We start from the raw sequence: 22,842 nt of genomic DNA, 5'->3' as shown, positions 1-22,842 counted from the left end.
CCTGCAACGACCGTGTATAACGGTTGGGCTTATTTGTCCTCAAAGAAATGTTGGCTTTCCTGCAGATAGTTCTCCCGCAATGCTGGGTCCAGCCAACGGGCATACAACCCTGGCAACACATCCCGGCGCAAGGCAGGCAGCAACTGGTCGATGTGCGCAACTGCTGCACGCCCCAGTTCACTGTCCGAACACCCTACATGCAGAAACTGGTAGCGATTCGCGCCCTGCACGGTATGAAACTGGTAGTCAGCCAGTGACCCGCCTTGTTGCTGGATCAGGTAGCGAACTTCAGGCCAGTAGCCGAGCACCAGGCGCAGGCGGCCCAGCTGCTGCATCTGCAGCAGGTTGGCGGTGGCCTCGTTACCGTAGTGACGGCTGAGCGCGCTGTCGGGCAACTGGCGCAGGATGTTGTCGATCTGCGTGCCGTAGCTGCGCTCTGCGACAATCCCCAGCTTCAGCGGGGCCTTGCTCAGCAGGCCATGCAGGTCCACCTGCTGGCCGTCGAGGTAGGGTGCCACCAGCGCCTGGTTTTCCTTGCGCAGCACCAGGCCGCCGCTGTGCACGCCCAGCGATGGAACGGAAAAATGCACATACTCGGCCCGTTCCGGCGTCCACAGCAGGGTTGGGTCGCAGGTAAAGGTTTCACGGTCTTGCAGCATCTGCAGGCTGCGGGCGCGGTTGACCCGCACGATGCTGTGTTCGTACTCGGGCATTTGCCTTATCAGCAGCGGTAACAACTGGTCAATGACCCCCCGTCCTTCTTCCGGGCCTTCAAAAATGGTGAACGGTGGCAGGTCGCGTACCAGCCAGAAGAGCTGCTCCTTGGCACTTGCTGGCTGCAACAGCAACGCAGGCAGCAGCCCGCAGAGCAGGACCAGATGGCGTAGACAGCGGGGCGCGCACATGGAACCGGTCAGCGCCAGGATCAGACCGTGCCTGCTGCGCGCAGGCTGGCGATGGCCGCTGCGTCGTAGCCCAGGCTGCCGAGCAGCGCCTCGGTATGCTCACCCAACGCCGGGCCGACCCATTCGCTGGAGCCGGGTGTTTCCGACAGCTTGGGGACGATGCCGGGCATGTGGAATGGCTTGCCATCCGGCAGCTTGGCCTGCAGGAACATCTCGCGTGCCAGGTACTGAGGGTCGTTGAACATGTCTTCAGCCGAATAGATACGGCTGGCCGGCACTTCGGCAGTGGTCAGCACCTGCATCAGTTGTTCCAGTGGCAGGCTGTTGGCCCAGCGGTCGATTACCCCGTACAGCTCGTCACGACGCAGGTCGCGGCCGTCGTTGCTGGCCAGGGTCGGGTCATTGGCCAGGTCATCGCGACCGATGGCCTGCATGAAACGCTTGAAGATCGCATCACCGTTGGCGCCGATCTGCACATGCTTGCCGTCGGCGCTTGTGTGGATGGAGGAGGGGGTGATGCCCGGCATGATGTTGCCGGTGCGTTCGCGGATGAAACCGAACACATCGAACTCCGGGACCATGCTCTCCATCATGGCAAAGATCGCCTCGTACAGGGCCACGTCCACTACCTGGCCCTGACCGCCATTGACTTCCCGGTGGCGCAGCGCCATCAGCGCGCCGATCACCCCCCACAGGGCGGCAATCGAGTCCCCGATGGAAATCCCGGTGCGCACCGGCGGGCGGTCATCAAAACCGGTGATGTAGCGCAGGCCGCCCATTGACTCGCCGACGGCACCGAAGCCTGGCTGGTCTTTCATCGGCCCGGTCTGGCCAAAGCCAGACAGGCGCACCATCACCAGGCGCGGGTTCAGCGCATGCAGCACATCCCACCCCAAACCCAGTTTTTCCAGCACGCCCGGGCGAAAGTTCTCGATCAGGATGTCGGCCTCGGCCAGCAGGCGCTTGAGGATATCGCGGCCCTCGGGGTGCTTGAGGTTGAGGGTGAGCGACTGCTTGTTGCGGGCCTGCACGAACCACCACAGCGAGGTGCCCTCGTACAGCTTGCGCCACTTGCGCAGCGGGTCGCCGCCGTCGGGCGATTCGACCTTGACCACTTCGGCGCCGAATTCGGCACAGATACGCGAGGCGAACGGCCCGGCGATCAGGGTACCGAGTTCGACAACTTTGAGGCCGGCGAGGGGTTTGCTGGGCGTCGACATGGGGTATCCGTGGCAGTTGGGCAGAGCCGTGGTTTTATCACACGTCGGTTTCGCCGGGTACTGCTGCGGGGCATGGAAGGTGCGGATGGGGTAGACTGTGCCACTTTCTTTTGCACGAAGCCCGTCGACCATGGCCCAGCCGTCCACCACCTACAAGTTCGAACTGAATCTCACCGACCTTGATCGCAACGTCTACGAAAGCGTCAAACAGACTATCGCTCGGCACCCTTCGGAAACCGAAGAGCGCATGGCAGTTCGTTTGTTGGCGTACGCGCTCTGGTACAACGAGAACTTGTCGTTTGGCCGCGGCCTGTCGGATGTCGATGAGCCGGCGCTGTGGGAAAAGAGCCTGGACGATCGCGTGCTGCACTGGATTGAAGTTGGCCAGCCTGATGCCGATCGCCTCACCTGGTGCTCGCGTCGTACCGAACGCACCAGCTTGCTGGCGTACGGCAGCCTGCGCGTGTGGGAGGGTAAAGTGGTGAGCGCGGTCAAGAACCTGAAAAACCTGAGCATTGCCGCTGTGCCGCAAGAGGTGCTGGAAACCCTGGCGACCGACATGCCGCGTAGCATCAAGTGGGATGTGATGATCAGTGAGGGTACGGTGTTCGTGACCGACGACCGTGGCCAGCATGAAGTACAACTGCAGTGGCTGCTTGGTGAGCGTGGTTAAAGCAACCTATGCGTATCGAACCTCGCCCGCTGCCGCCGACCCTGCCATTTCTGGGTAACCTGCCACCCTTGCTGACCCGCCTTTACGCCGCGCGCGGCGTGCAGAGCGAGGCCGAGCTGGACAAAAGCCTGGCACGCCTGCTGCCGTACCAGCAGCTCAAGGGCATCGAGGCCGGTGTGGACCTGCTGGTCGAAGCCATCGACCAGCGCCAGCGCATCCTCATCGTCGGCGACTTCGATGCCGACGGTGCCACCGCCAGCACCGTGGGGGTACTGGGCCTGCGTCTGCTGGGTGCGGCCCATGTCGATTACCTGGTGCCCAACCGCTTCGAGTACGGCTACGGCCTGACCCCGGAAATCGTCGAGGTGGCGCTGCAGCGCCAGCCGCAGTTGCTGATTACCGTGGACAACGGTATCTCCAGTGTCGACGGGGTGGCGGCCGCCAAGGCCGCCGGGCTCAAGGTGCTGGTCACCGATCACCACCTGCCGGGCGAGCAGTTGCCCGACGCCGATGCCATCATCAATCCCAACCAGCCGGGCTGCAGCTTTCCGAGCAAGTCACTGGCCGGGGTAGGGGTGATCTTCTATGTGTTGATGGCCCTGCGCGCTCGCTTGCGCAGCCTTGGGCGCTATGAGGCGCAGCCACAGCCGAACATTGGCGAACTGCTCGATCTGGTGGCGCTGGGCAGTGTGGCGGACGTGGTGCCGCTGGATGCCAACAATCGCATCCTGGTGCACCAAGGCCTTGAGCGCATCCGCGCCGGCCGAGCCCGGCCGGGGCTGAAGGCCATTCTCGAAGTGGCCCGCCGCGACCATCGTCGTATTACCTCGACCGACCTCGGTTTCATCCTTGGGCCACGGCTGAACGCTGCCGGTCGCCTGGACGACATGAGCCTGGGCATCGAATGCCTGCTGTGCGAGGACGCGGCCCTGGCCCAGGACATGGCCCAGCAACTGGACGACCTGAACCAGGACCGCAAGTCCATTGAACAGGGGATGCAGCGTGAGGCCCTGGCCCAGCTCAAGGACCTGCCGGTCGAGTCCATGCCCTACGGCTTGTGCCTGTTCGATGCCGATTGGCACCAAGGGGTGATCGGTATTCTGGCTTCGCGTCTGAAGGAGCGTTACCACCGGCCGACCATTGCGTTCGCTGATGCTGGCGACGGCATGCTCAAAGGTTCGGCACGCTCGGTGCCGGGGTTCCATATTCGCGATGCGCTGGATGCCGTGGCCGCGCGTCACCCGCAACTGATCAGCAAGTTCGGCGGCCACGCCATGGCTGCCGGGTTGTCGTTGCCAGAGGCGAATTTTCCGGCCTTTGCCGAGGCGTTCGATGAAGAGGTGCGGCGTCAGCTGCGCGAAGAAGACCTGACCGGCCGGCTGCTGTCCGACGGCAGCCTGGCGGTAGAGGAGTTTCACCTGGACCTGGCCAAGGCCCTGCGCCATGCCGGCCCATGGGGCCAGCACTTCCCTGAGCCGCTGTTCCATGGCGTGTTCCAGTTGGTGGAGCAGCGTGTGGTCGGTGAGCGGCACCTGAAGGTGGTGCTCAAGAGCGAGTGTGGTTCGGTACGGCTGGATGGCATTGCCTTCGGCGTCGATCGCGAAGTGTGGCCGAACCCGACCGTGCGTTGGGTCGAGTTGGCGTACAAGCTGGATGTGAACGAGTTTCGGGGCAATGAAAGTGTGCAGTTGATGATTGCCCACATGGAGCCGCGCTGACGGTTTTGCGGGGCTTGCCTTGATTCTTGTGGTGTGGCGGAAATCCAGCGCCGCCCGCGCGGCGCTCGATCTCACTGGCGACAACACTTTCGAGCCTGGCACCCCCATCCCGCACCCCACCCAAAATCCCATGGAACCTCCCCCCCACCCATTCTGGTCTAGTCTGAAGTTATGACCGGACCTGGGCCAGGGACGTGCAATTGAGTGTTCGGGCCGGATCACCATTGGAGTCCTTGGGAGGTGCCCTCATGAGCCTGCTGCTCGAGCCTTACACCCTGCGTCAACTGACCTTGCCCAACCGCATCGCCGTGTCACCCATGTGCCAGTATTCCGCGGTCGATGGCTTGGCCAACGACTGGCATCTCGTCCATTTAGGCAGCCGCGCCGTCGGTGGCGCCGGCCTGGTATTCACTGAAGCCGTGGCGGTGACCGCCGATGGCCGTATCACTGCCGAAGACCTGGGCCTGTGGGACGACGCCCAGATCGCGCCGTTGCAACGCATTACCCGCTTCATCAGTGCCCAGGGGGGCGTGCCTGGCATTCAGCTGGCCCACGCCGGGCGCAAAGCCAGTACCTACCGCCCATGGCTAGGCAAACAAGGCAGCGTCAAACTGGAAGAGGGCGGCTGGCAGCCGGTGGGGCCGTCGAAGATCGCCTTCGATCCGCAGCACACACCTCCACGCGAGTTGAGCCAGGACGAGATCCAGGAGGTGATCGCGGCCTTCGTCGCCTCGACCGAACGCGCCTTGAAGGCTGGATTCAAGGTGGTGGAAATCCATGCTGCCCATGGTTACCTGCTGCACCAGTTCCTGTCACCGCTAAGCAACCAGCGCCGTGACCAATATGGCAGTTGCTTCGAAAACCGTATCCGCCTGACCCTGGAGGTGGTCGAGGCCGTGCGCAAGGCTTGGCCTGCCGAATTGCCGCTGTTCGTGCGGGTATCGGCTACCGATTGGGTAGAGGATGGCTGGAACCCGGATGAAACCGTCGAACTGGCACGCCGCCTGCGGAGTTTGGGCGTGGATCTGATCGATGTCTCTTCGGGCGGCACCTCGGTCAACGCCGAGATCCCTACCGGCCCTGGCTACCAGACCCGCTTTGCCGAGCGCGTGCGCAAGGAATCGGAAATCGCCACCGGCACTGTGGGCATGATCACCGAACCGGCCCAGGCCGAGCACATCCTGCGCACTGGCCAGGCCGATATCATCTTCCTCGCCCGCGAACTGTTGCGCGACCCGTACTGGCCACTGCATGCCGACGACGACCTGGGCGGCAACAAAGCCACCTGGCCGGCGCAGTACCAACGCGCCACGAGCAGGGCCAACCCGATTCACGAGTCGGATTTGCGCGACTGATCCAAGCCTTGCGCGGCCCCTGCAGGAGCGGCCTTGTCTCGCGAAAGGGCCGCAAAGCGGCCCTGGGTTCAGCTATAGGCAGCCTTGCTGAGAATATCGCTTACCCATTGATTGATGCTCTTTTCGGCTAGCTCCGCCTTGGCCGCCACACTGGCGTGAAGGGTAGGCTCAAGGCGTAGGCTGAGTTTGCCGGAATACGTTTTCTGCGGTTCCCGCCCAAGGCGTTCGCAAGTCTCAAGATAATCGTCAACGGCTTCTTCAAATGCATGGCGCAACTCACTGATCGATTCGCCATGAAAACCTATCACGTCGCGAATGCCGGCGACATGGCCGATCAGCAACTGGTCTTCGTCGCTGTATTCGATACGAGCGGCGTATCCGCGGTAAGTCATTACATTCATGGTAATACTCCTGCCTGCTCAATGAACTGGCGGGCGTCTCTTAGTTGATAGGGCTTGGCGTGCCTGTCCGGATGAGGGCGGTGGAAGGTTGCCACTGCTCCATTGAGTTCAAAGCGAACCCGTGATCCTCTGCCTTCTATGACCCTGGCGCCCAGCGATACCAGCAGAGACTCCACCCGCGCCCACTCCAGTGTTCTGGGAACCGGCCTTTTAAGTAATGCTTCAAGTGTGGCTTGCTGATGATTATTCATGGTATCAGATTATGATACCAGCCATGCAGGCTCAATGGATGTGCAGTAGGAGGGAGTAGATCACGGTTGAAGGAAAATTCTGAGACGTTGACCGAGGGGCATTCAGGACCCTCGGTCAACGCGAACCCTTAGTGCTTGATCATCACATGCCGCACACAGGTGTAGTCCTCCAGCCCATACATCGACATGTCCTTGCCATACCCTGAATGTTTCTGCCCGCCATGGGGCATTTCGCTGACCAGCATGAAGTGGGTATTCACCCAGGTGCAGCCGTACTGCAAGCGCGCCGCCAGGCGGTGGGCGCGGCCGGTGTCGTGGGTCCATACCGATGAGGCCAGCCCGTAGTTGGAGTCGTTGGCCCATTCCAGTGCCTGCGCTTCATCGGTGAAGCGGGTCACCGAAACCACCGGGCCGAACACTTCGTTGCGTACGATCTCGTCGTCCTGCAGAGCATCGGCCAGCACGGTGGGCTCGAAGAAAAAGCCATCGCCCGCTATCGGCTTGCCACCGGTTACCAGACGAATATGCGGTTGGGCGATGGCCCGCTGCACCAGCCCTGCGACCTTGTCACGATGCTGGGCACTGATCAATGGCCCCAGCTCGGTGTCCTCGGCCTCTTGCAGGCCAGGTTTCAGGCTCGCTACTGCTTCACCCAGGCGTTCGACGAAGCGCTCGTAAATCCCGTCCTGTACGTACAGGCGACAGGCTGCGGTGCAGTCCTGGCCAGCGTTGTAGAAGCCGAAGGTACGGATGCCATCGATGGCGGCGTCGATGTCGGCATCGTCGAAAACCAGCACAGGCGCCTTGCCGCCCAGCTCCATGTGCATGCGTTTCACGCTGTCGGCGGTGGCGCTGATGATGTGCGCGCCAGTGGCGATCGAACCGGTCAGCGACACCATGCGCACCTTGGGGTGGGTTATCAACGGGTTGCCGACCGTCTGGCCGCGGCCGAACAGAATGTTCAGCACGCCTGGCGGCAGCAGGTCCTGGGCCAGCTCACCCAGTCGCAGGGCGGTCAGCGGAGTCAGTTCGGAAGGTTTGATCACCACCGTGTTGCCGGCTGCCAGGGCCGGGGCAATCTTCCAGGCCAGCATCATCAGCGGGTAGTTCCACGGTGCGATGGAGGCCACCACCCCCAACGGGTCGCGGCGGATCATCGAGGTGTGGCCCGGCAGGTACTCGCCCGCCGCCGAGCCGCCCAGGCAGCGCGCAGCACCGGCAAAGTAACGGAACACGTCGGCAATCGCCGGGATTTCGTCGTTCAGTGCAGCGCTCAGGGGCTTGCCACAGTTCTGCGATTCCAGCCGGGCCAGTTCATCGCCATGGGCTTCGATGGCGTCGGCCAGCGCCAGCAAGGCCTGCGAACGTTCCTTAGGGCTGGTTTGCGACCAGCTGTCGAAGGCCTGGTCTGCAGCGCGCACAGCGCTGTCCACCTGTGCCTCGGTGGCTTCGTTGATCTGCGCCAGGGCAGTGCCCAGCGCCGGGTTGAGCACGGTCCAGGCCGGGCCTTGGCCAGCGACCAGCTGGCCATTGATCAGCATCTGCGTTTGCATCGGGGGCTCCTCCAGGGTCATTTTCCACCGCCCGCGACGCTATCGCCGCCACGGGTCAGGTAATAGGCGCCAAGAATCGGCAGCATGGTCACCAGCATCACCAACATGGCGACAACATTGGTCACGGGCACGTCGCGCGGGCGGCTGAGCTGGTTGAGCAGCCAGATCGGCAGGGTACGCTCGTGGCCGGCGGTGAACGTGGTGACGATGATTTCATCGAACGACAAGGCAAAGGCCAGCATGCCGCCCGCCAGCAGCGCCGAGCCGAGGTTGGGCAGGACGATGTAGCGAAAGGTCTGCCAACCGTCGGCGCCAAGGTCCATCGAGGCTTCGATCAGGCTTTGCGAGGTTCGCCGCAGGCGGGCGATCACATTGTTGTAGACGATCACCACGCAGAACGTGGCGTGGCCGACTACGATGGTGAACACCCCGGGCTCTATCCCTAACGTCTTGAACGCCGAGAGCAGGGCGATGCCGGTGATGATGCCTGGCAGGGCGATGGGCAGGATCAGCACCAGCGAAATGCTCTCCTTGCCGAAGAAGCTGCGCCGATACAGCGCCGCCGAGGCCAGCGTACCGAGCACCAGGGCAATCAATGTGGCCAGGCAAGCCACCTGCAGCGACAGCTTGATTGCCTCGAGCACATCGGGCCGGGCAAAGGCCACGTTGATCCACTTCAGGGTAAAGCCCTTGGGCGGAAAGCTGAACGCCGCGTCTTCGGTGTTGAAGGCGTACAGGAAGATGATCAGGATCGGGAAGTGCAGGAACAGCAACCCGCCCCAGGCCGCCAGGCGCAGCCCTGCAGACGCTTTTTCAGAGTGCATCGAAGGCCCCCAGGCGCTTGACGATGGCCAGGTATACCGCGATCAGCACGATGGGCACCAAGGTGAACGCGGCGGCCATCGGCATGTTGCCGATCGCCCCTTGCTGGGCGTAGACCATGCTGCCGATGAAGTAGCCGGGCGGGCCGACCAGTTGCGGCACGATGAAGTCGCCCAGGGTGAGCGAGAAGGTGAAGATCGAGCCGGCGGCGATGCCGGGGATCGACAGCGGCAGGATCACCTGCACGAAGGTTTGCCCTGGCCGTGCGCCCAGGTCCGCCGAAGCCTGCAGCAGCGACGGGGGCAAGCGCTCCAGCGAGGCCTGGATCGGCAGGATCATGAACGGCAACCAGATATACACGAAGACCAGGAAGCGCCCCAGGTGCGAAGTCGACAGCGTGCTGCCGCCCACGCCCGGCACGGCCAGCACCGCCTGCAGCAGGCCATCCAGGTGCAACTGCTGGACGAACCATTGGGCCACACCGCCCTTGGCCAATAGCAGGGTCCAGGCATAGGTCTTGACGATGTAGCTGGCCCACATCGGCATCATCACCGCGATGTAGAAAAACGCCTTGGTCTTGCCGCTGGTGTAACGCGCCATGTAATAGGCGACGGGGAAGGCCAGTACCGCGCTGGCCAGCGACACCGCCACCGCCATGCCCAGGGTGCGCAGGATGATGTCGAAGTTCGACGGGTTGAACAGCGCGGCGAAGTTGCCCAGGGTCAGGTCCGGGGTCACCGCCATGGTGAAGTCGTCGAAGGTATAGAAGCCCTGCCACAGCAGGTTCAGCAGCGAGCCGAGGTAAATCGCGCCAAACCAGGTCAGCGGCGGTATCAACAGCAGTGCCAGGTACAGGCTGGGGCGCCGATACAGCAGGTTGGACAGGGCGCGCAGTGTGCTCATGTCAGCGGCCCTCGGTTTCCTGCAGCACCGTCATGGCCTCGCGGGGCCAGTGCGCCTGCAGGCGTTGCCCGGGCTGCCAGGCCTGCACCTGCTTTTGCCAGCGATCATTGGCCTGGCTTACTGCCAGCAGTTGACCGTTGTCCAGCTGCAGTTCGTAGCGGGTGGCGCTGCCTTGGTACTGGACATCACGTAGCACGCCGCTGACCTGGACTTCATGGCTGGTCACTACCGGGTCGCCCAGGCGAATGTGTTCGGGACGGATAGAGAAGGGCGCAGGGCTGCCGTTAAGCTGCATGGCCAGCTCGCCACGTACCACGTTGGAAGTGCCGACGAATTCAGCGACGAAGGTGGTAGCGGGCTTCATGTACAGGTTGCGCGGGGTGTCGACCTGTTCGATACGGCCGCGGTTGAACACCGCGACCCGGTCGGACATCGACAGCGCTTCGGTCTGGTCGTGGGTGACGAAGATGAAGGTGATGCCCAGTTGGCGTTGCAGCTTTTTCAGTTCGCCCTGCATCTGTTCGCGCAACTTCAGGTCCAGCGCGCCCAGTGGCTCATCGAGCAGCAGTACCCGCGGCCGGTTGACCAACGCCCGGGCCAGGGCCACGCGCTGGCGCTGGCCACCGGACAGCTGCGCCGGCTTGCGCGCGCCATAGCCGGCCAGGGCCACCATGGCCAGGGCTTCTTCGGCGCGGCTGTGGCGTTCGGCCTTGGCCACACCTTTTACCTTCAGGCCATAGGCGATGTTGTCCAGCACGTTCATGTGCGGGAACAACGCATAGTCCTGGAACACTGTGTTGACGTCACGTTGGTAGGGCGGCAGGCCAGCGGCCTCGACCCCTTGGATGCGGATCGAACCGCTGGAGGGTTGCTCGAAGCCTGCGATCAGGCGCAGGCAGGTGGTCTTGCCCGAGCCGGAAGGGCCGAGCATGGAAAAGAACTCGCCATCGATGATGTCGATGCTGACCTGGTCGACGGCCGTGACCTCGCCGAAAGTGCGGGACACCTGGGTGAACTGGACGGCTAGGGGCATGCGTGGGCTCCGGACAACAACGGTTCTCCTGTGCCGGCCTCTTCGCGGGTGAACCCGCTCCTACAGGACGCGCCACCCTTGCAGGCGGTGAAGAACCTGTGGGAGCGGGCTTGCCCGCGAAAAGGCCGGTACAGGCATTCAGGCAACCTCAGCGACCACCCATGATCGCAATGTAGTCCTGGGTCCAGCGGCTGTAAGGCACGAACTTGCCCCCTTGGGCCTGCGGTGTTTTCCAGAAGGCAATCTTGTCGAAGTTGTCGAAGCCGTTGGTCTTGCAGCCCTCGGCCCCCAGCAGCTCGCTGCCGGTGCACGCTGCCGGCACAGCCGGCAACGAGCCGAACCAGGCCGCCACATCGCCTTGCACCTTAGGTTGCAACGACCAATCCATCCATTTGTAGGCGCAATTGGGGTGCTTGGCCTCGGCGTGCAGCATGGTGGTGTCGGCCCAGCCGGTCGCGCCCTCCTTGGGAATGGTCGAGGCCACTGGCTGGTTCTCGGCCTTGAGGCCATTGACCATGTAGCCCCAGGAGCTGGAAGCAACCACACCTTCGTTTTTCACATCGCTCATCTGGACCGTGGCGTCATGCCAATAGCGGTGGATCAGCGGTTGTTGCTGGCGCAGCAGTTCCAGCACGGCCTTGTATTGTTCCTCGTTCAGTTCGTACGGGTCCTTGATGCCCAGTTCGGGCCTGGCCGACTTCAGGTACAGCGCTGCATCGGCGATGTAGATCGGCCCGTCATAGGCTTGCACGCGGCCCTTGTTCGGCTTGCCGTCGGGCAGGTTCTGCGGCTCGAACACCACGCTCCAGCTGGTGGGGGCCTGCTTGAAGGTGCTGGTGTTGTACAGCAGCACGTTTGGCCCCCACTGGTACGGTGTGCCGTACACCTGCTTGTCGACCACATACCAGCCACCGTTTTGCAGGCGCGGGTCGATGGTCTTCCAGTTGGGGATCAAGGCGGTGTTGATCGGTTGTACGCGCTTGCCTGCAATCAGCCGCAGCGATGCATCGCCCGAGGCGGTGACCAGGTCATAGCCGCCCTTGGTCATCAGGCTGACCATCTCGTCCGAGGTGGCGGCCGTTTTCACGCTGACCTTGCAGCCGGTTTCCTTTTCGAAACCGGTCACCCAGTCGTAGGCCTTGTCGCTTTCACCGCGTTCGATGTAGCCGGGCCAGGCGACGATGTCCAGGCGCCCCTCGCCGGCCCCCAGGGCCTTGGGCGCTTCGGCGGCCTGCAGGCTGGCGCTGGCCAGCATGGCGCAGGTGGTGGCGCCGAGCAATGCGGTCTTGTGCACTGACATGGTGTTCCCTCTTCTTGGCGATCTTGTTCGGGCAGTCATGAGGCAAGCAGTGAAGCAATTGTTATAAGCGTAGTGCGTGAGTGCGAGGTATTGGCGATATCGAGTCTAGTTGGCTTTTTGCCCGCTAACGCAACATCCTGAAGCAAATCCTGCATGGCGTGTGCTCGGCCAAGCCTTACTCTGGCGTTTGAATCTTCTTACGTGGAGACACGCGAATGAATACCCGGGGCTTGCTTGATCAACTCCTTAAATCCGGCCAGCAACTGCTCGAAAAGCAGGGGGGCGCCACCAAGCCTGGCAACCCTTCAGGTGGGTTGGGCGGGTTGTTGTCCGGCGCAGGGGGCGGCCTGTTGGGCGGGGGCGCTCTGGGCCTGTTGCTGGGTAGCAAGAAGGCTCGCAAGTACGGTGGCAAAGCCCTGACATACGGTGGCCTCGCCGCGCTGGGGGTGCTGGCCTACAAGGCTTACGGCAACTGGCAGGCGAACCAGCGGGTGGCTGCAGCCGAGCCTCAAACCCTCGACCGCCTGCCGCCGGCCCAGGCCGAGCTGCACAGCCAGGCGGTACTGCGCGCCCTGGTGGCGGCGGCCAAGTCCGATGGGCATATCGACGAGCGCGAGCGCGCGCTGATCGAGGGCGAATTCACGCGCCTGGACAGCGACCGCGAATTGCACCACTGGCTGCATGCCGAGTTGAACAAGCCGCTGGACCCTGCCGAAGTGGCCCGTGCTGCACAAACGCCGGAGATGGCTGCCGAAATGTACCTGGCCAGTGTGATGATGGTCGATCAGGAAAACTTCATGGAGCGTGCCTACCTGGACGAGCTGGCACGCCAGCTGCAACTGGACCCGGGCTTGCGCCAGGAGCTGGAAAGCCAGGTGCAAAATTCCTAACGCCAGGCACAGCAATACCCTAAGCCCTCTAGGCTATACTTCGGCGATTTTTCCCGCTCGTTGTGAATTCCTGAGGGCTGAATGTGAAGAACTGGACCTTGCGCCAACGGATCCTGGCAAGTTTCGCCGTGATCATCGCCATCATGCTGCTGATGATCGTGGCTGCCTACTCGCGGTTGGTGACTATCGAAACCGCCGAAGAGGCGGTGGGGACCGACAGCATTCCCGGCGTCTACTACAGCTCGATGATCCGCAGCGCCTGGGTCGACAGCTACGTCACCAGCCAGCAACTGGTGGGCCTGTCCAACCATCGTGAAATCACTTCGGCCGACATGGAGCTGTTCAAGAGCTTCGAAGGCCGGCTGAAACAACACATGGCCAGCTACCAGGCCACCATCCGGGACAAAGACGACCAGGCTCGCTTCGACAGCTTTGTGAAACTGGAAGAGAACTACCTCAAGGTCGTCGGTCAGGTGCTCGATGCGTACCGCGAACACAACTACGGCGAGGCCCAGCGGCTGATCACTGATGTCCTCACCCCGACCTGGGTGGATGGGCGCAACCACCTCAATGAAGTAATCGAGAACAATCGGGTCTCTGCCGATGCCGCCACCAACGAGATCGTCAGCGCTGTCAGCACGGCCAAGGGCAGCATGGTGGTTTCGCTGTTGCTGGCAATCGTTGCTGCCGGCATCTGCGGCCTGCTGCTGATGCGCGCCATCTCGGCGCCCATGCAGCGTATCGTGCATGCCCTCGACAAGCTGCGCTCCGGTGACCTGAGCATGCGCCTGAGCCTGGACCGCAAGGACGAATTCGGTGCCATCGAAAGCGGCTTCAACGAAATGGCCGAGGCACTGGCCAACCTGGTGGCCCAGGCCCAACGCTCGTCGGTGCAGGTGACCACTTCGGTCACCGAAATTGCCGCTACGTCCAAGCAACAGCAGGCCACCGCCACCGAGACGGCCGCAACTACCACCGAAATTGGCGCCACCTCGCGGGAAATAGCCGCGACTTCGCGGGACCTGGTGCGCACCATGACCGAAGTGACTACGGCTGCTGATCAGGCTTCCAGCCTGGCAGGTTCCGGGCAGCAGGGCCTGGCCCGCATGGAAGAGACCATGCACCAGGTGATGGGCGCTGCCGACCTGGTCAATGCCAAGCTCGGTATCCTTAACGAGAAAGCCAGCAACATCACCCAGATGGTGGTCACCATCGTCAAGGTTGCCGACCAGACCAATCTGCTGTCGCTCAACGCCGCCATCGAAGCGGAAAAGGCTGGCGAATATGGCCGCGGCTTTGCCGTGGTAGCGACCGAAGTGCGCCGCCTGGCCGACCAGACCGCCGTGGCCACCTACGACATCGAGCAGATGGTGCGCGAGATCCAGTCGGCAGTGTCGGCCGGTGTCATGGGGATGGACAAGTTCTCCGAAGAAGTGCGCCGCGGCATGTTCGAGGTGCAACAGGTGGGCGAGCAACTCAGCCAGATCATTCACCAGGTGCAAGCCTTGGCGCCGCGCGTATTGATGGTCAACGAAGGCATGCAGGCCCAGGCCACCGGAGCCGAGCAGATCAACCAGGCACTGGCCCAGCTCAGCGATGCCAGCACCCAGACTGTCGAGTCGCTGCGCCAGGCCAGTTATGCCATCGATGAGCTGAGCCAGGTGGCCGCGGGCCTGCGTGGCGGCGTGTCGCGCTTCAAAGTCTGACTGCGATGAACGACTTGCAACCGCGCACGGCGTGGGCGGAGAACGCCAAGGGGGCGTTGTACCTGCAGTTTCGCATCCAGGCGCAGCGTTTTGCGCTGAGCGTGCACGAGGTGATCGAAGTGCTGCCGCGTCAGCCGCTCAAACCGATCGCCCAGGCACCTGACTGGGTTGCGGGTATCCTCGCCCATCGTGGCCAGCTGATACCGGTCATAGACCTTGCCGCCCTGAGCTTTGGCCAGCCGGCGGTGCAACGTACCAGCACTCGCCTGGTGCTGGTGCACTACCGGGGCGGCCTGCAGCTTGGCCTGATCCTGGAGCAGGCCACCGAAACCCTGCGTTGCCAACCGGACGAGTTCCAGCCCTACGGGGTGGACACAGGTGAAGCGCCTTATCTGGGGCCGGTACGCCAGGATGCCCAGGGCCTGCTGCAGCGCATCGAAGTCAATGACCTGCTGCCCGACACCGTGCACCACTTGCTGTACACGCAAGACCCGACAGGGATGCCTACATGAACGAACAGCGTTTCTTCAGCTTCTTGCGCGAGCGTATTGGCCTGGACGTGGAGTCGGTGGGCGCGCCCATGGTCGAACGCGCGCTGCGTCAACGTTGCGTGGCTGCGGGCGCGATGGACCTGGACGACTACTGGCTGCGCCTGCAGCAATCGGCAGATGAGCAACAGGCGCTGATCGAAGCGGTGATCGTCCCGGAAACCTGGTTTTTCCGTTACCCCGAATCTTTCACTGCGCTGGCCAGCCTGGCCCATAAACGGCTGGCTCAACTGGCTGGCGCGCGCCCGCTGCGATTACTCAGCCTGCCGTGTTCTACCGGCGAGGAGCCCTATTCGCTGGCCATGGCCTTGTTTGACGCCGGGTTGGCGCCAGGGGCATTCCTTGTCGATGGCATGGACATCAGCCCAAGTTCGGTAGCCAAGGCCGTGCAGGCGGTGTACGGGCGCAATGCGTTCCGTGGTAGCGAACTGGGTTTTCGCGAGCGTTACTTCGATGTTCTGGACGAAGGCCACCGCCTGCATGAGCGGGTACGCCAGCAAGTCACCCTGCGGGTGGGCAATGTGCTTGACCCGGCGCTGGCCAGCCGCGACGGCCTGTATGACTTCGTGTTCTGCCGCAATCTGTTGATCTATTTCGACGTACCGACCCAGCAGCGTGTGTTCGAAGTGCTCAAGCGCTTGCTGCATCCGCAGGGTGTGCTGTTCATCGGCCCGGCTGAAGGCAGCCTGCTGGCCCGCATGGGCATGCGTCCATTGGGGATCGCCCAGTCGTTTGCCTATGTGCGTCACGAAGGCGACAGCAGCCCCTTGGCGGCGGCTCCTGCCCAACCCGCCAAGCGTGCGTTCACGGCGTTGCCCGCACCGGTTTATCCGCAGCCCAGTGTGCCGTTGCCGCGTCCGCTGCGTGTGCTGCCGGTGGCGGCCAGGCCAGCGCCAACCCGCGAGCATAGGGACGAGGGGGCCAGCGAGTTGCTGGCTGGCATTGCCCGGCTGGCCAATGCCGGCGCCAGCGAGCAGGCCCGCAGCGAATGCCAGCGCTACCTGAGCCAGTACCCGCCGTCGGCACAGGTGTACTACTGGCTGGGTTTGCTCAGTGATACCGAAGGCGATGCGCAGCAGGCGCTGAGCCACTATCGCAAGGCCCTGTACCTGGAACCACAGCACCCCGAGGCGCTGGTGCACCTGGCCGCCTTGCTGGCGGCCCAGGGTGACCTGGCCGGTGCTCGGCGCCTTCAGGAACGCGCGGCGCGGGCTGGTCGGGGGTCTGAACGATGAGCAGTGAATCCGCGATGCAGTTGCTCGCCGAGGATGACGCGCATATCGACGACTGCTGGAACCGCATTGGCGTGCGCGGCGACAAGCAGTGCCCACTGCTGGAGCGGCATGTTCATTGCCGCAATTGCGAGGTGTATGCCGCTGCGGCCACGCGTTTGCTCGACCGCTATGCGCTGATGCAGGAGCACCAGGCTGCGGCGGTGCAGCCGGACGTGGAAAACATCGGTCGTTCGATGCTGCTGTTCCGTCTGGGCGAAGAGTGGCTGGCGCTGGCCACCGCCTGCCTGGCAGAAATCGCCCCGTTGCAGGCGGTGCATTCATTGCCGCACCAGCGCTCGCGGCTGCTGCAGGGGGTTGCCAATGTGCGCGGTGCGTTGGTGCCGTGCCTGTCACTGGCTGATTTGCTGGGGGTGAAGGCCGGCGCCACCGAGCAACGCAGCGCACGGGCAATGCCACGTATGCTGATTCTGGCCGCCGAAGGTGGCCCGGTGGTGATGGCTGTCGAGGAAGTCGACGGTATTCACCGGCTCGACCCGCAGTTGCTGGGCAGTGGCCGGGACGCCACACGCTTCACCGCCGCAGTCCTGCAGTGGCGCGGCCGCAGCGTGCGGGTTCTGGACGATCAACATTTACTGTCTGCCGTGCAGCGGAGCCTGTCATGACCCCAGAGCAAATGCGCGACGCATCGTTGCTCGAACTGTTCAGCCTGGAGGCCGAGGCGCAGACCCAAGTGCTCAGTGCCGGCCTGATGGCACTGGAGCGCAACCCCACCCAGACCGACCAGCTCGAGGCCTGCATGCGCGCTGCCCACTCGCTCAAGGGGGCCGCGCGCATTGTCGGGGTGGATGCTGGCGTCAGTGTCGCCCACGTCATGGAAGATTGCCTGGTGGCGGCCCAGGAAGGCCGACTGCGGCTGACCGCCGAGCATATTGACGCGCTGTTGCAAGGTACCGACCTGTTGATGCGTATTGCCACACCCGGCGATGCCGGTGCGCAGGCGACCTTGCCGGTATTTCTTGCGCAGATGGCCAGCCTGCTCGACTCGGGCGCCTCTGCCATGCCGGTCGTGCCGCTGGCTGCATCCGTGCCGCCGGAGCTGCCGCAGGCAACCCTGCCGCCTGCACCCGTGGTAATGCCAACCGAACCGCCGGAGCCCGACCCCGAACCCGCCCTGCGGCGCAAGGCCGGCAAGCGCGCGGGCGAAGGTGCCGAACGGGTACTGCGGGTCACAGCCGACCGTCTTAATAGCCTGCTTGACCTGTCCAGCAAGTCGCTGGTGGAAACCCAGCGACTCAAGCCATACCTGGCTACCCTGCAGCGCCTCAAGCGCATGCACGGCCAAGGTATGCAGGCGCTTGACGGCTTGCGCATGCAACTGGAAGACACTGGGCAGGGCAGCGAAGTGCTCGAAGCCTTGGCACAGACCCAGCGCCTGCTGGCAGAGACCCAGCAGATTCTGCAGCAGCAGGCGGCCGACCTGGATGAGTTTGGCTGGCAGGCCAGCCAGCGTGCGCAGTTGTTGTATGACACCGCCCTGGCCTGTCGGATGCGGCCGTTCGCCGATGTGCTGACCGGGCAAAGCCGCATGGTCCGCGACCTGGGCCGTTCGCTGGGTAAACCGGTGCGGCTGGTGGTGGAAGGGGAGAAGACCCAGGTCGACCGCGATGTGCTGGAAAAGCTCGAAGCACCGCTGACCCACCTGTTGCGCAATGCTGTCGATCACGGCATCGAGTTGCCCGAGCGGCGCTTGCTGGCGGGCAAGCCGGACGAGGGGGTGATCCGCCTGCGGGCTTCACACCAGGCGGGCATGCTCAGCCTGGAGCTGATCGACGATGGCGCCGGTATCGACCTGGAGCGCCTGCGCAGCAGCATCGTCGAGCGCGCCCTGTCGCCCGCCGACACGGTGGCGCGGATGAGTGAGGCGGAACTGCTGACATTCCTGTTCCTGCCCGGTTTCAGCCTGCGTGACAAGGTTACCGAAGTGTCCGGGCGCGGTGTGGGGCTGGATGCGGTACAGCACTTGATCCGCGAGCTGCGCGGCTCGATCGAACTGACCCAGGTGGCAGGGCAGGGCTGTCGCTTCCATCTTCAGGTACCGCTGACCCTGTCGGTCGTTCGCAGCCTGGTGGTCGAGGTGGGCGGTGAGGCTTACGCCTTCCCGCTGGCGCATATCGAACGCACGCTGGAAGTGACCGCCGAACAGATCGTGCAGATCGAAGGGCGCCAGCACTTCTGGCACGAAGGCCGGCACATTGGCCTAGTGGCGGCCAGCCAGTTGCTCAATCGTCCCGCTGGGCAAAGCGACGAGGCCAGCCTGCGGGTAGTGGTCATTCGTGAGCGCGAGGAGCTGTACGGTGTGGCCGTGGAACGGTTGGTGGGGGAGCGGGTGCTGGTCGTGATGCCGCTCGACCCACGCCTGGGGAAGGTGCAGGACATTTCCTCCGGCGCCTTGCTCGATGATGGCTCGGTGGTCCTGATTGTCGATGTCGAAGACTTGCTACGCTCGGTGGAAAAACTGCTCAGCACGGGCAGCCTGGAGCGCATCGAACGCGGCAGCAGCGGCGCCCGTGGTGTAGTGCGCAGACGCGTCCTGGTGGTCGACGACTCGCTGACCGTGCGCGAACTGCAGCGCAAGCTGCTGGGCAACCGTGGCTACGACGTCGCCGTGGCGGTGGACGGTATGGACGGCTGGAACGCCCTGCGCAGTGAGGACTTCGACCTGCTGATCACCGACATCGACATGCCGCGCATGGACGGCATCGAACTGGTGACCCTGGTGCGCCGCGACCAGCGCCTGCAGTCGTTGCCGGTGATGGTGGTGTCCTATAAAGACCGTGAGGAAGACCGACGGCGTGGCCTGGACGCCGGCGCCGACTACTATTTGGCAAAGGCCAGTTTCCACGACGATGCGTTGCTGGATGCTGTGGTGGAGCTGATCGGAGGGGCTCAGGGATGAAAATCGCCATCGTCAATGACATGCCCCTGGCCGTCGAAGCGTTGCGCCGGGCGGTCGCCCTGGAGCCCGCACACCAGGTCGTGTGGGTGGCCAACAACGGTGCCGAGGCGGTGCAGCGCTGCACCGAGCAGTTACCGGACCTGATCCTCATGGACCTGATCATGCCGGTGATGGACGGTGTCGAGGCGACCCGGCGGATCATGGCCGAAACCCCGTGCGCCATCGTCATCGTCACAGTCGACCGTAAACAGAACGTACACCGGGTATTCGAGGCCATGGGCCATGGCGCCCTTGATGTGGTCGACACCCCTGCGCTGGGTGCTGGCGATGCCCGCGAAGCAGCGGCGCCATTGCTGCGCAAGATCCTCAATATTGGCTGGCTGGTCGGCCAGCAGCGTACACCTGCCGCAAGGTCGGTGGCTGCGCCGCTGCGCGAGGCTTCCCAGCGCCGCGGGTTGGTGGCGATCGGGTCTTCGGCGGGTGGCCCTGCAGCACTCGAAGTGTTGCTCAAGGGCTTGCCGGCAGCGTTTCCGGCGGCCATCGTGCTGGTCCAGCATGTGGACCAGGTGTTTGCCGCAGGCATGGCCGAATGGCTCAGCAGCGCAGCAGGCCTGCCCGTACGCCTGGCCCGTGAAGGCGAACCGCCGCAGCCCGGGCAGGTACTCCTGGCCGGTACCAACCACCACATTCGCCTGCTACAGAGCGGCCAACTGGCCTACACTGCCGAACCTGTGAATGAAATCTACCGGCCCTCGATCGATGTGTTCTTCGAGAGCGTGGCACGTTACTGGAATGGTGATGCGGTGGGCGTGCTGCTCACCGGCATGGGCCGCGACGGTGCCCAGGGCCTGAAGCTGATGCGTCAGCAGGGCTTTCTGACCATTGCCCAGGACCAGGCCAGCAGCGCGGTGTACGGCATGCCCAAGGCTGCTGCGGCTATTGATGCCGCCGTGGAAATTCGCCCGCTGGAACGCATTGCCGGGCGCTTGACTGAATTTTTCGCAAAATGACGAAATGTATTGAATCACGCCGCCAGGCCGGTAGTGATCGGGTGAACAATGATGAATGATTTACCGATCGAAGGTTTCGCGACCCCCAACGAGAACTCGGCGATGGTGCTGCTGGTCGACGACCAGGCCATGATCGGCGAGGCCGTGCGGCGCGGCCTGGCCAATGAAGACAACATTGATTTCCACTTCTGTGCCGACCCGCACCAGGCGGTGACCCAGGCCATGCGCATCAAGCCTACGGTAATCCTCCAGGACCTGATCATGCCTGGCCTGGATGGCTTGACCCTGGTGCGCGAGTACCGCAACAACCCGGCCACGCAGGACATCCCGATCATCGTCCTGTCGACCAAGGAAGACCCGCTGGTAAAGAGTGCGGCGTTTGCCGCAGGGGCCAACGATTACCTCGTCAAGCTGCCTGACACCATCGAACTGGTGGCACGCATCCGTTACCACTCGCGCTCCTACCTGACCCTGCTGCAGCGCGACGAAGCCTACCGTGCCCTGCGCGTCAGCCAGCAGCAGTTGCTTGATTCCAACCTGATGCTGCAGCGCTTGATGAACTCCGATGGCCTGACCGGGCTGTCCAACCGCCGCCACTTCGACGAATACTTGGAGCTGGAATGGCGCCGGGCCATGCGTGAACAGCAGCAGTTGTCGCTGCTGATGATCGACGTGGACTACTTCAAAGCCTATAACGACAGCTTTGGCCACCTGGCCGGTGACGAGGCCTTGCGCCAGGTGGCCGAAGCCATCCGTAGCTCATGCTCGCGGCCAACCGACCTGCCGGCGCGCTATGGCGGCGAAGAGTTCGCCCTGGTGCTGCCCAACACCACGCCAGGCGGCGCGCGACTGGTGGCCGAAAAGCTGCGCCAGACCGTACTGGGCCTGGGCATCCCACATACTGCGCCGACGGCTGATACATTCTTGACCGTGAGCATCGGCCTGGCCACCCAGACTCCGGCGATCGGCAGCCACTGCCGGCAGCTGATTTTGGCGGCCGATAAAGGTCTTTACCTGGCCAAGAACGGTGGGCGTAACCAAGTCGGCATCGCCTAAGCGCTTGGAGACGGCGCCGCCGCTCCCCAATAGACCGCGCGGGTTGCCCTATCTGCGTACGACCGCCCGGCGGGTCTGCCGCCATGCTGCGGACTCGGTTATACTCGCGGGCTTTTCACCGAATTCGCACGAGTAGCCCGCCCATGGAAATCCAACCGATCCTGAACACCATCAAGGACCTCACCGAGCGTTCCCAGTCAATTCGGGGGTATCTTTGACTACGATCACAAGCATGACCGCCTGATCGAAGTCAACCGCGAGCTGGAAGACCCCAACGTCTGGAACAAGCCCGAATACGCCCAGGCATTGGGCCGCGAGCGTGCCATGCTGGCCCAGGTCGTCGAGACCCTGGACAAACTGTCCAACGGCCTGGGTGACTGCCAGGACCTGCTCGACATGGCCGTCGAAGAAAATGACGAAGGCGCCGTCGGCGACGTCGTGACCGAGCTTGAAAGCCTGGAAGAAAACCTGGCCCAGCTTGAGTTCCGTCGCATGTTCAGCGGCGAGATGGACATGAACAACGCCTACCTGGACATCCAGGCCGGTTCCGGTGGTACCGAAGCGCAGGACTGGGCCAACATCCTGCTGCGCATGTACCTGCGCTGGGCCGACAAGCGTGGTTTCGACGCCACCATCATCGAGCTTTCCGAAGGCGAAGTGGCCGGTATCAAAGGTGCAACCGTGCACATCAAGGGCGAGTACGCCTTTGGCTGGCTGCGCACCGAAATCGGCGTGCATCGCCTGGTGCGCAAGAGCCCGTTCGACTCCGGTGCCCGTCGCCACACTTCGTTCTCGGCGGTGTTCGTGTCGCCCGAGATCGACGACAAGGTCGAAATCGAGATCAACCCGTCCGACCTGCGCATCGACACCTACCGCTCCTCCGGGGCCGGTGGTCAGCACGTGAACACCACCGACTCGGCGGTCCGTATCACCCACGTGCCGACCAACACCGTGGTGGCTTGCCAGAACGAACGTTCCCAGCACGCCAACAAGGACACCGCCATGAAAATGCTGCGGGCCAAGTTGTACGAACTGGAAATGCAGAAGCGCAACGCCGCCTCGCAAGCGCTGGAAGACAGCAAGTCGGACATCGGCTGGGGCCACCAGATCCGCTCTTACGTACTGGATGATTCGCGCATCAAGGACTTGCGCACCGGCGTCGAGCGTAGCGACTGCCAGAAAGTCCTGGACGGCGACCTCGACCAGTACCTGGAAGCGAGCCTCAAGCAGGGCCTGTAATTCGCACCCCCATGCCGCGCTATATGGCCAGCCGCCGGTAGCGCGTGCCCTGCCCGGAACGGGCAACG

At 63.4% G+C, this 22,842-nt stretch carries 21 protein-coding genes; 12 read left to right on the top strand and 9 right to left on the bottom strand.

The features are described 5' to 3' along the window. Positions 1-29: 29 nt before the first annotated feature. Together LVS58_RS04980 and LVS58_RS04975 are read right to left on the bottom strand one after the other, a co-directional pair. Positions 30-905 (bottom strand): TIGR02285 family protein, encoded by an 876-nt coding sequence (locus LVS58_RS04980; RefSeq protein WP_233690123.1) that lies wholly within the window; start codon positions 903-905, stop codon positions 30-32. A gap of 20 nt (positions 906-925) precedes the next feature. After that, positions 926-2,125: a CaiB/BaiF CoA transferase family protein gene (locus LVS58_RS04975; RefSeq protein ID WP_010952569.1), complete on the bottom strand. Its 1,200-nt coding sequence runs from the start codon at positions 2,123-2,125 to the stop codon at positions 926-928. A 130-nt stretch (positions 2,126-2,255) separates the two neighbouring features. Here LVS58_RS04975 and LVS58_RS04970 point away from each other — a divergent pair, with 130 nt between their 5' ends. The 3 genes from LVS58_RS04970 (at position 2,256) to LVS58_RS04960 (ending at position 5,871) form a co-directional block, all read left to right on the top strand. Continuing rightward, positions 2,256-2,798 carry a YaeQ family protein gene (locus LVS58_RS04970; protein WP_003252169.1) on the top strand — a complete coding sequence of 181 codons (543 nt, stop codon included), beginning with the start codon at positions 2,256-2,258 and terminating at the stop codon, positions 2,796-2,798. 8 nt (positions 2,799-2,806) lie between these two features. Continuing rightward, positions 2,807-4,516, top strand: coding sequence for a single-stranded-DNA-specific exonuclease RecJ (gene recJ, locus LVS58_RS04965; protein ID WP_233690122.1), 1,710 nt, complete (start codon positions 2,807-2,809; stop codon positions 4,514-4,516). Positions 4,517-4,764: 248 nt separating this feature from the next. Next, positions 4,765-5,871, top strand: coding sequence for an NADH:flavin oxidoreductase/NADH oxidase (locus LVS58_RS04960; RefSeq protein ID WP_233690121.1), 1,107 nt, complete (start codon positions 4,765-4,767; stop codon positions 5,869-5,871). A 68-nt stretch (positions 5,872-5,939) separates the two neighbouring features. Here LVS58_RS04960 and LVS58_RS04955 read toward each other — a convergent pair whose 3' ends face one another. The 7 genes from LVS58_RS04955 to ydcS form a co-directional block, all read right to left on the bottom strand. Next, positions 5,940-6,272, bottom strand: coding sequence for a type II toxin-antitoxin system HicB family antitoxin (locus tag LVS58_RS04955; RefSeq protein WP_233690120.1), 333 nt, complete (start codon positions 6,270-6,272; stop codon positions 5,940-5,942). Continuing rightward, positions 6,269-6,523, bottom strand: a complete 255-nt coding sequence (locus tag LVS58_RS04950; RefSeq protein ID WP_076403670.1) for a type II toxin-antitoxin system HicA family toxin — start codon at positions 6,521-6,523, stop codon at positions 6,269-6,271. Before LVS58_RS04950 ends, LVS58_RS04955 begins: the two co-directional genes overlap by 4 nt. A gap of 128 nt (positions 6,524-6,651) precedes the next feature. Further along, a complete protein-coding gene (locus LVS58_RS04945) occupies positions 6,652-8,076 on the bottom strand; it encodes a gamma-aminobutyraldehyde dehydrogenase (protein WP_233690119.1) in 1,425 nt (474 codons plus the stop codon). A gap of 17 nt (positions 8,077-8,093) precedes the next feature. Next, a complete protein-coding gene (locus LVS58_RS04940; RefSeq protein WP_233690118.1) occupies positions 8,094-8,900 on the bottom strand; it encodes an ABC transporter permease in 807 nt (268 codons plus the stop codon). Further along, a complete protein-coding gene (locus tag LVS58_RS04935; protein WP_233690117.1) occupies positions 8,890-9,801 on the bottom strand; it encodes an ABC transporter permease in 912 nt (303 codons plus the stop codon). Before LVS58_RS04935 ends, LVS58_RS04940 begins: the two co-directional genes overlap by 11 nt. A 1-nt stretch (position 9,802) precedes the next feature. Next, positions 9,803-10,834, bottom strand: coding sequence for an ABC transporter ATP-binding protein (locus LVS58_RS04930; protein WP_233690116.1), 1,032 nt, complete (start codon positions 10,832-10,834; stop codon positions 9,803-9,805). Positions 10,835-10,982: 148 nt separating this feature from the next. Continuing rightward, positions 10,983-12,134, bottom strand: coding sequence for a putative ABC transporter substrate-binding protein YdcS (gene ydcS, locus LVS58_RS04925; RefSeq protein ID WP_233690115.1), 1,152 nt, complete (start codon positions 12,132-12,134; stop codon positions 10,983-10,985). Positions 12,135-12,349: 215 nt separating this feature from the next. On the opposite strand from ydcS, the gene LVS58_RS04920 reads away from it, so the two are divergent. From LVS58_RS04920 to prfB, 9 genes are all read left to right on the top strand, one after another. Continuing rightward, the gene (locus LVS58_RS04920; protein WP_233690114.1) at positions 12,350-13,024 is read left to right on the top strand and encodes a tellurite resistance TerB family protein; all 675 of its coding nucleotides are present in this window, start codon (positions 12,350-12,352) and stop codon (positions 13,022-13,024) included. 83 nt (positions 13,025-13,107) lie between these two features. Beyond that, positions 13,108-14,730, top strand: a complete 1,623-nt coding sequence (locus LVS58_RS04915; RefSeq protein WP_233690113.1) for a methyl-accepting chemotaxis protein — start codon at positions 13,108-13,110, stop codon at positions 14,728-14,730. A 5-nt stretch (positions 14,731-14,735) separates the two neighbouring features. Beyond that, the gene (locus LVS58_RS04910) at positions 14,736-15,242 is read left to right on the top strand and encodes a chemotaxis protein CheW (RefSeq protein ID WP_233690112.1); all 507 of its coding nucleotides are present in this window, start codon (positions 14,736-14,738) and stop codon (positions 15,240-15,242) included. Continuing rightward, positions 15,239-16,513, top strand: a complete 1,275-nt coding sequence (locus tag LVS58_RS04905; protein ID WP_233690111.1) for a CheR family methyltransferase — start codon at positions 15,239-15,241, stop codon at positions 16,511-16,513. Before LVS58_RS04910 ends, LVS58_RS04905 begins: the two co-directional genes overlap by 4 nt. Continuing rightward, on the top strand, positions 16,510-17,175 hold the full coding sequence (locus tag LVS58_RS04900; protein WP_233690110.1) for a chemotaxis protein CheW: 666 nt from the start codon (positions 16,510-16,512) through the stop codon (positions 17,173-17,175). The genes LVS58_RS04905 and LVS58_RS04900 overlap by 4 nt, the downstream gene beginning before the upstream one ends. After that, positions 17,172-19,469, top strand: coding sequence for a hybrid sensor histidine kinase/response regulator (locus LVS58_RS04895; RefSeq protein ID WP_233690109.1), 2,298 nt, complete (start codon positions 17,172-17,174; stop codon positions 19,467-19,469). The genes LVS58_RS04900 and LVS58_RS04895 overlap by 4 nt, the downstream gene beginning before the upstream one ends. Beyond that, positions 19,466-20,479, top strand: coding sequence for a Wsp signal transduction system protein-glutamate methylesterase WspF (gene wspF / locus LVS58_RS04890; protein WP_233690108.1), 1,014 nt, complete (start codon positions 19,466-19,468; stop codon positions 20,477-20,479). The genes LVS58_RS04895 and wspF overlap by 4 nt, the downstream gene beginning before the upstream one ends. Before the next feature lie 51 nt (positions 20,480-20,530). Further along, a complete protein-coding gene (wspR, locus tag LVS58_RS04885) occupies positions 20,531-21,535 on the top strand; it encodes a Wsp signal transduction system regulator diguanylate cyclase WspR (RefSeq protein WP_233690107.1) in 1,005 nt (334 codons plus the stop codon). 143 nt (positions 21,536-21,678) lie between these two features. Then, a protein-coding gene (gene prfB / locus LVS58_RS04880; RefSeq protein ID WP_061405587.1) for a peptide chain release factor 2 occupies positions 21,679-22,774 on the top strand; the annotation gives its coding sequence in 2 pieces (ribosomal slippage) (positions 21,679-21,750 and positions 21,752-22,774; 1,095 coding nt in all). The last annotated feature ends 68 nt before the right edge of the window (positions 22,775-22,842 follow it).

It is taken from the genome of Pseudomonas sp. JR33AA (genome assembly GCF_021378985.1).
GTDB classification, from domain to species: domain Bacteria; phylum Pseudomonadota; class Gammaproteobacteria; order Pseudomonadales; family Pseudomonadaceae; genus Aquipseudomonas; species Aquipseudomonas alloputida.
This window is presented reverse-complemented; position numbering and strand designations above follow the sequence as displayed.

Excerpts from the sequence above, each read along its gene's own strand:
- LVS58_RS04980 (WP_233690123.1), bottom strand. The coding sequence starts at position 905 with ATGTGCGCGCCCCGCTGTCTACGCCATCTGGTCCTGCTCTGCGGGCTG.
- LVS58_RS04975 (WP_010952569.1), bottom strand. The coding sequence starts at position 2,125 with ATGTCGACGCCCAGCAAACCCCTCGCCGGCCTCAAAGTTGTCGAACTC.
- LVS58_RS04970 (WP_003252169.1), top strand. The coding sequence starts at position 2,256 with ATGGCCCAGCCGTCCACCACCTACAAGTTCGAACTGAATCTCACCGAC.
- recJ (WP_233690122.1), top strand. The coding sequence starts at position 2,807 with ATGCGTATCGAACCTCGCCCGCTGCCGCCGACCCTGCCATTTCTGGGT.
- LVS58_RS04960 (WP_233690121.1), top strand. The coding sequence starts at position 4,765 with ATGAGCCTGCTGCTCGAGCCTTACACCCTGCGTCAACTGACCTTGCCC.
- LVS58_RS04955 (WP_233690120.1), bottom strand. The coding sequence starts at position 6,272 with ATGAATGTAATGACTTACCGCGGATACGCCGCTCGTATCGAATACAGC.
- LVS58_RS04950 (WP_076403670.1), bottom strand. The coding sequence starts at position 6,523 with ATGAATAATCATCAGCAAGCCACACTTGAAGCATTACTTAAAAGGCCG.
- LVS58_RS04945 (WP_233690119.1), bottom strand. The coding sequence starts at position 8,076 with ATGCAAACGCAGATGCTGATCAATGGCCAGCTGGTCGCTGGCCAAGGC.
- LVS58_RS04940 (WP_233690118.1), bottom strand. The coding sequence starts at position 8,900 with ATGCACTCTGAAAAAGCGTCTGCAGGGCTGCGCCTGGCGGCCTGGGGC.
- LVS58_RS04935 (WP_233690117.1), bottom strand. The coding sequence starts at position 9,801 with ATGAGCACACTGCGCGCCCTGTCCAACCTGCTGTATCGGCGCCCCAGC.
- LVS58_RS04930 (WP_233690116.1), bottom strand. The coding sequence starts at position 10,834 with ATGCCCCTAGCCGTCCAGTTCACCCAGGTGTCCCGCACTTTCGGCGAG.
- ydcS (WP_233690115.1), bottom strand. The coding sequence starts at position 12,134 with ATGTCAGTGCACAAGACCGCATTGCTCGGCGCCACCACCTGCGCCATG.
- LVS58_RS04920 (WP_233690114.1), top strand. The coding sequence starts at position 12,350 with ATGAATACCCGGGGCTTGCTTGATCAACTCCTTAAATCCGGCCAGCAA.
- LVS58_RS04910 (WP_233690112.1), top strand. The coding sequence starts at position 14,736 with ATGAACGACTTGCAACCGCGCACGGCGTGGGCGGAGAACGCCAAGGGG.
- LVS58_RS04905 (WP_233690111.1), top strand. The coding sequence starts at position 15,239 with ATGAACGAACAGCGTTTCTTCAGCTTCTTGCGCGAGCGTATTGGCCTG.
- LVS58_RS04900 (WP_233690110.1), top strand. The coding sequence starts at position 16,510 with ATGAGCAGTGAATCCGCGATGCAGTTGCTCGCCGAGGATGACGCGCAT.
- LVS58_RS04895 (WP_233690109.1), top strand. The coding sequence starts at position 17,172 with ATGACCCCAGAGCAAATGCGCGACGCATCGTTGCTCGAACTGTTCAGC.
- wspF (WP_233690108.1), top strand. The coding sequence starts at position 19,466 with ATGAAAATCGCCATCGTCAATGACATGCCCCTGGCCGTCGAAGCGTTG.
- wspR (WP_233690107.1), top strand. The coding sequence starts at position 20,531 with ATGAATGATTTACCGATCGAAGGTTTCGCGACCCCCAACGAGAACTCG.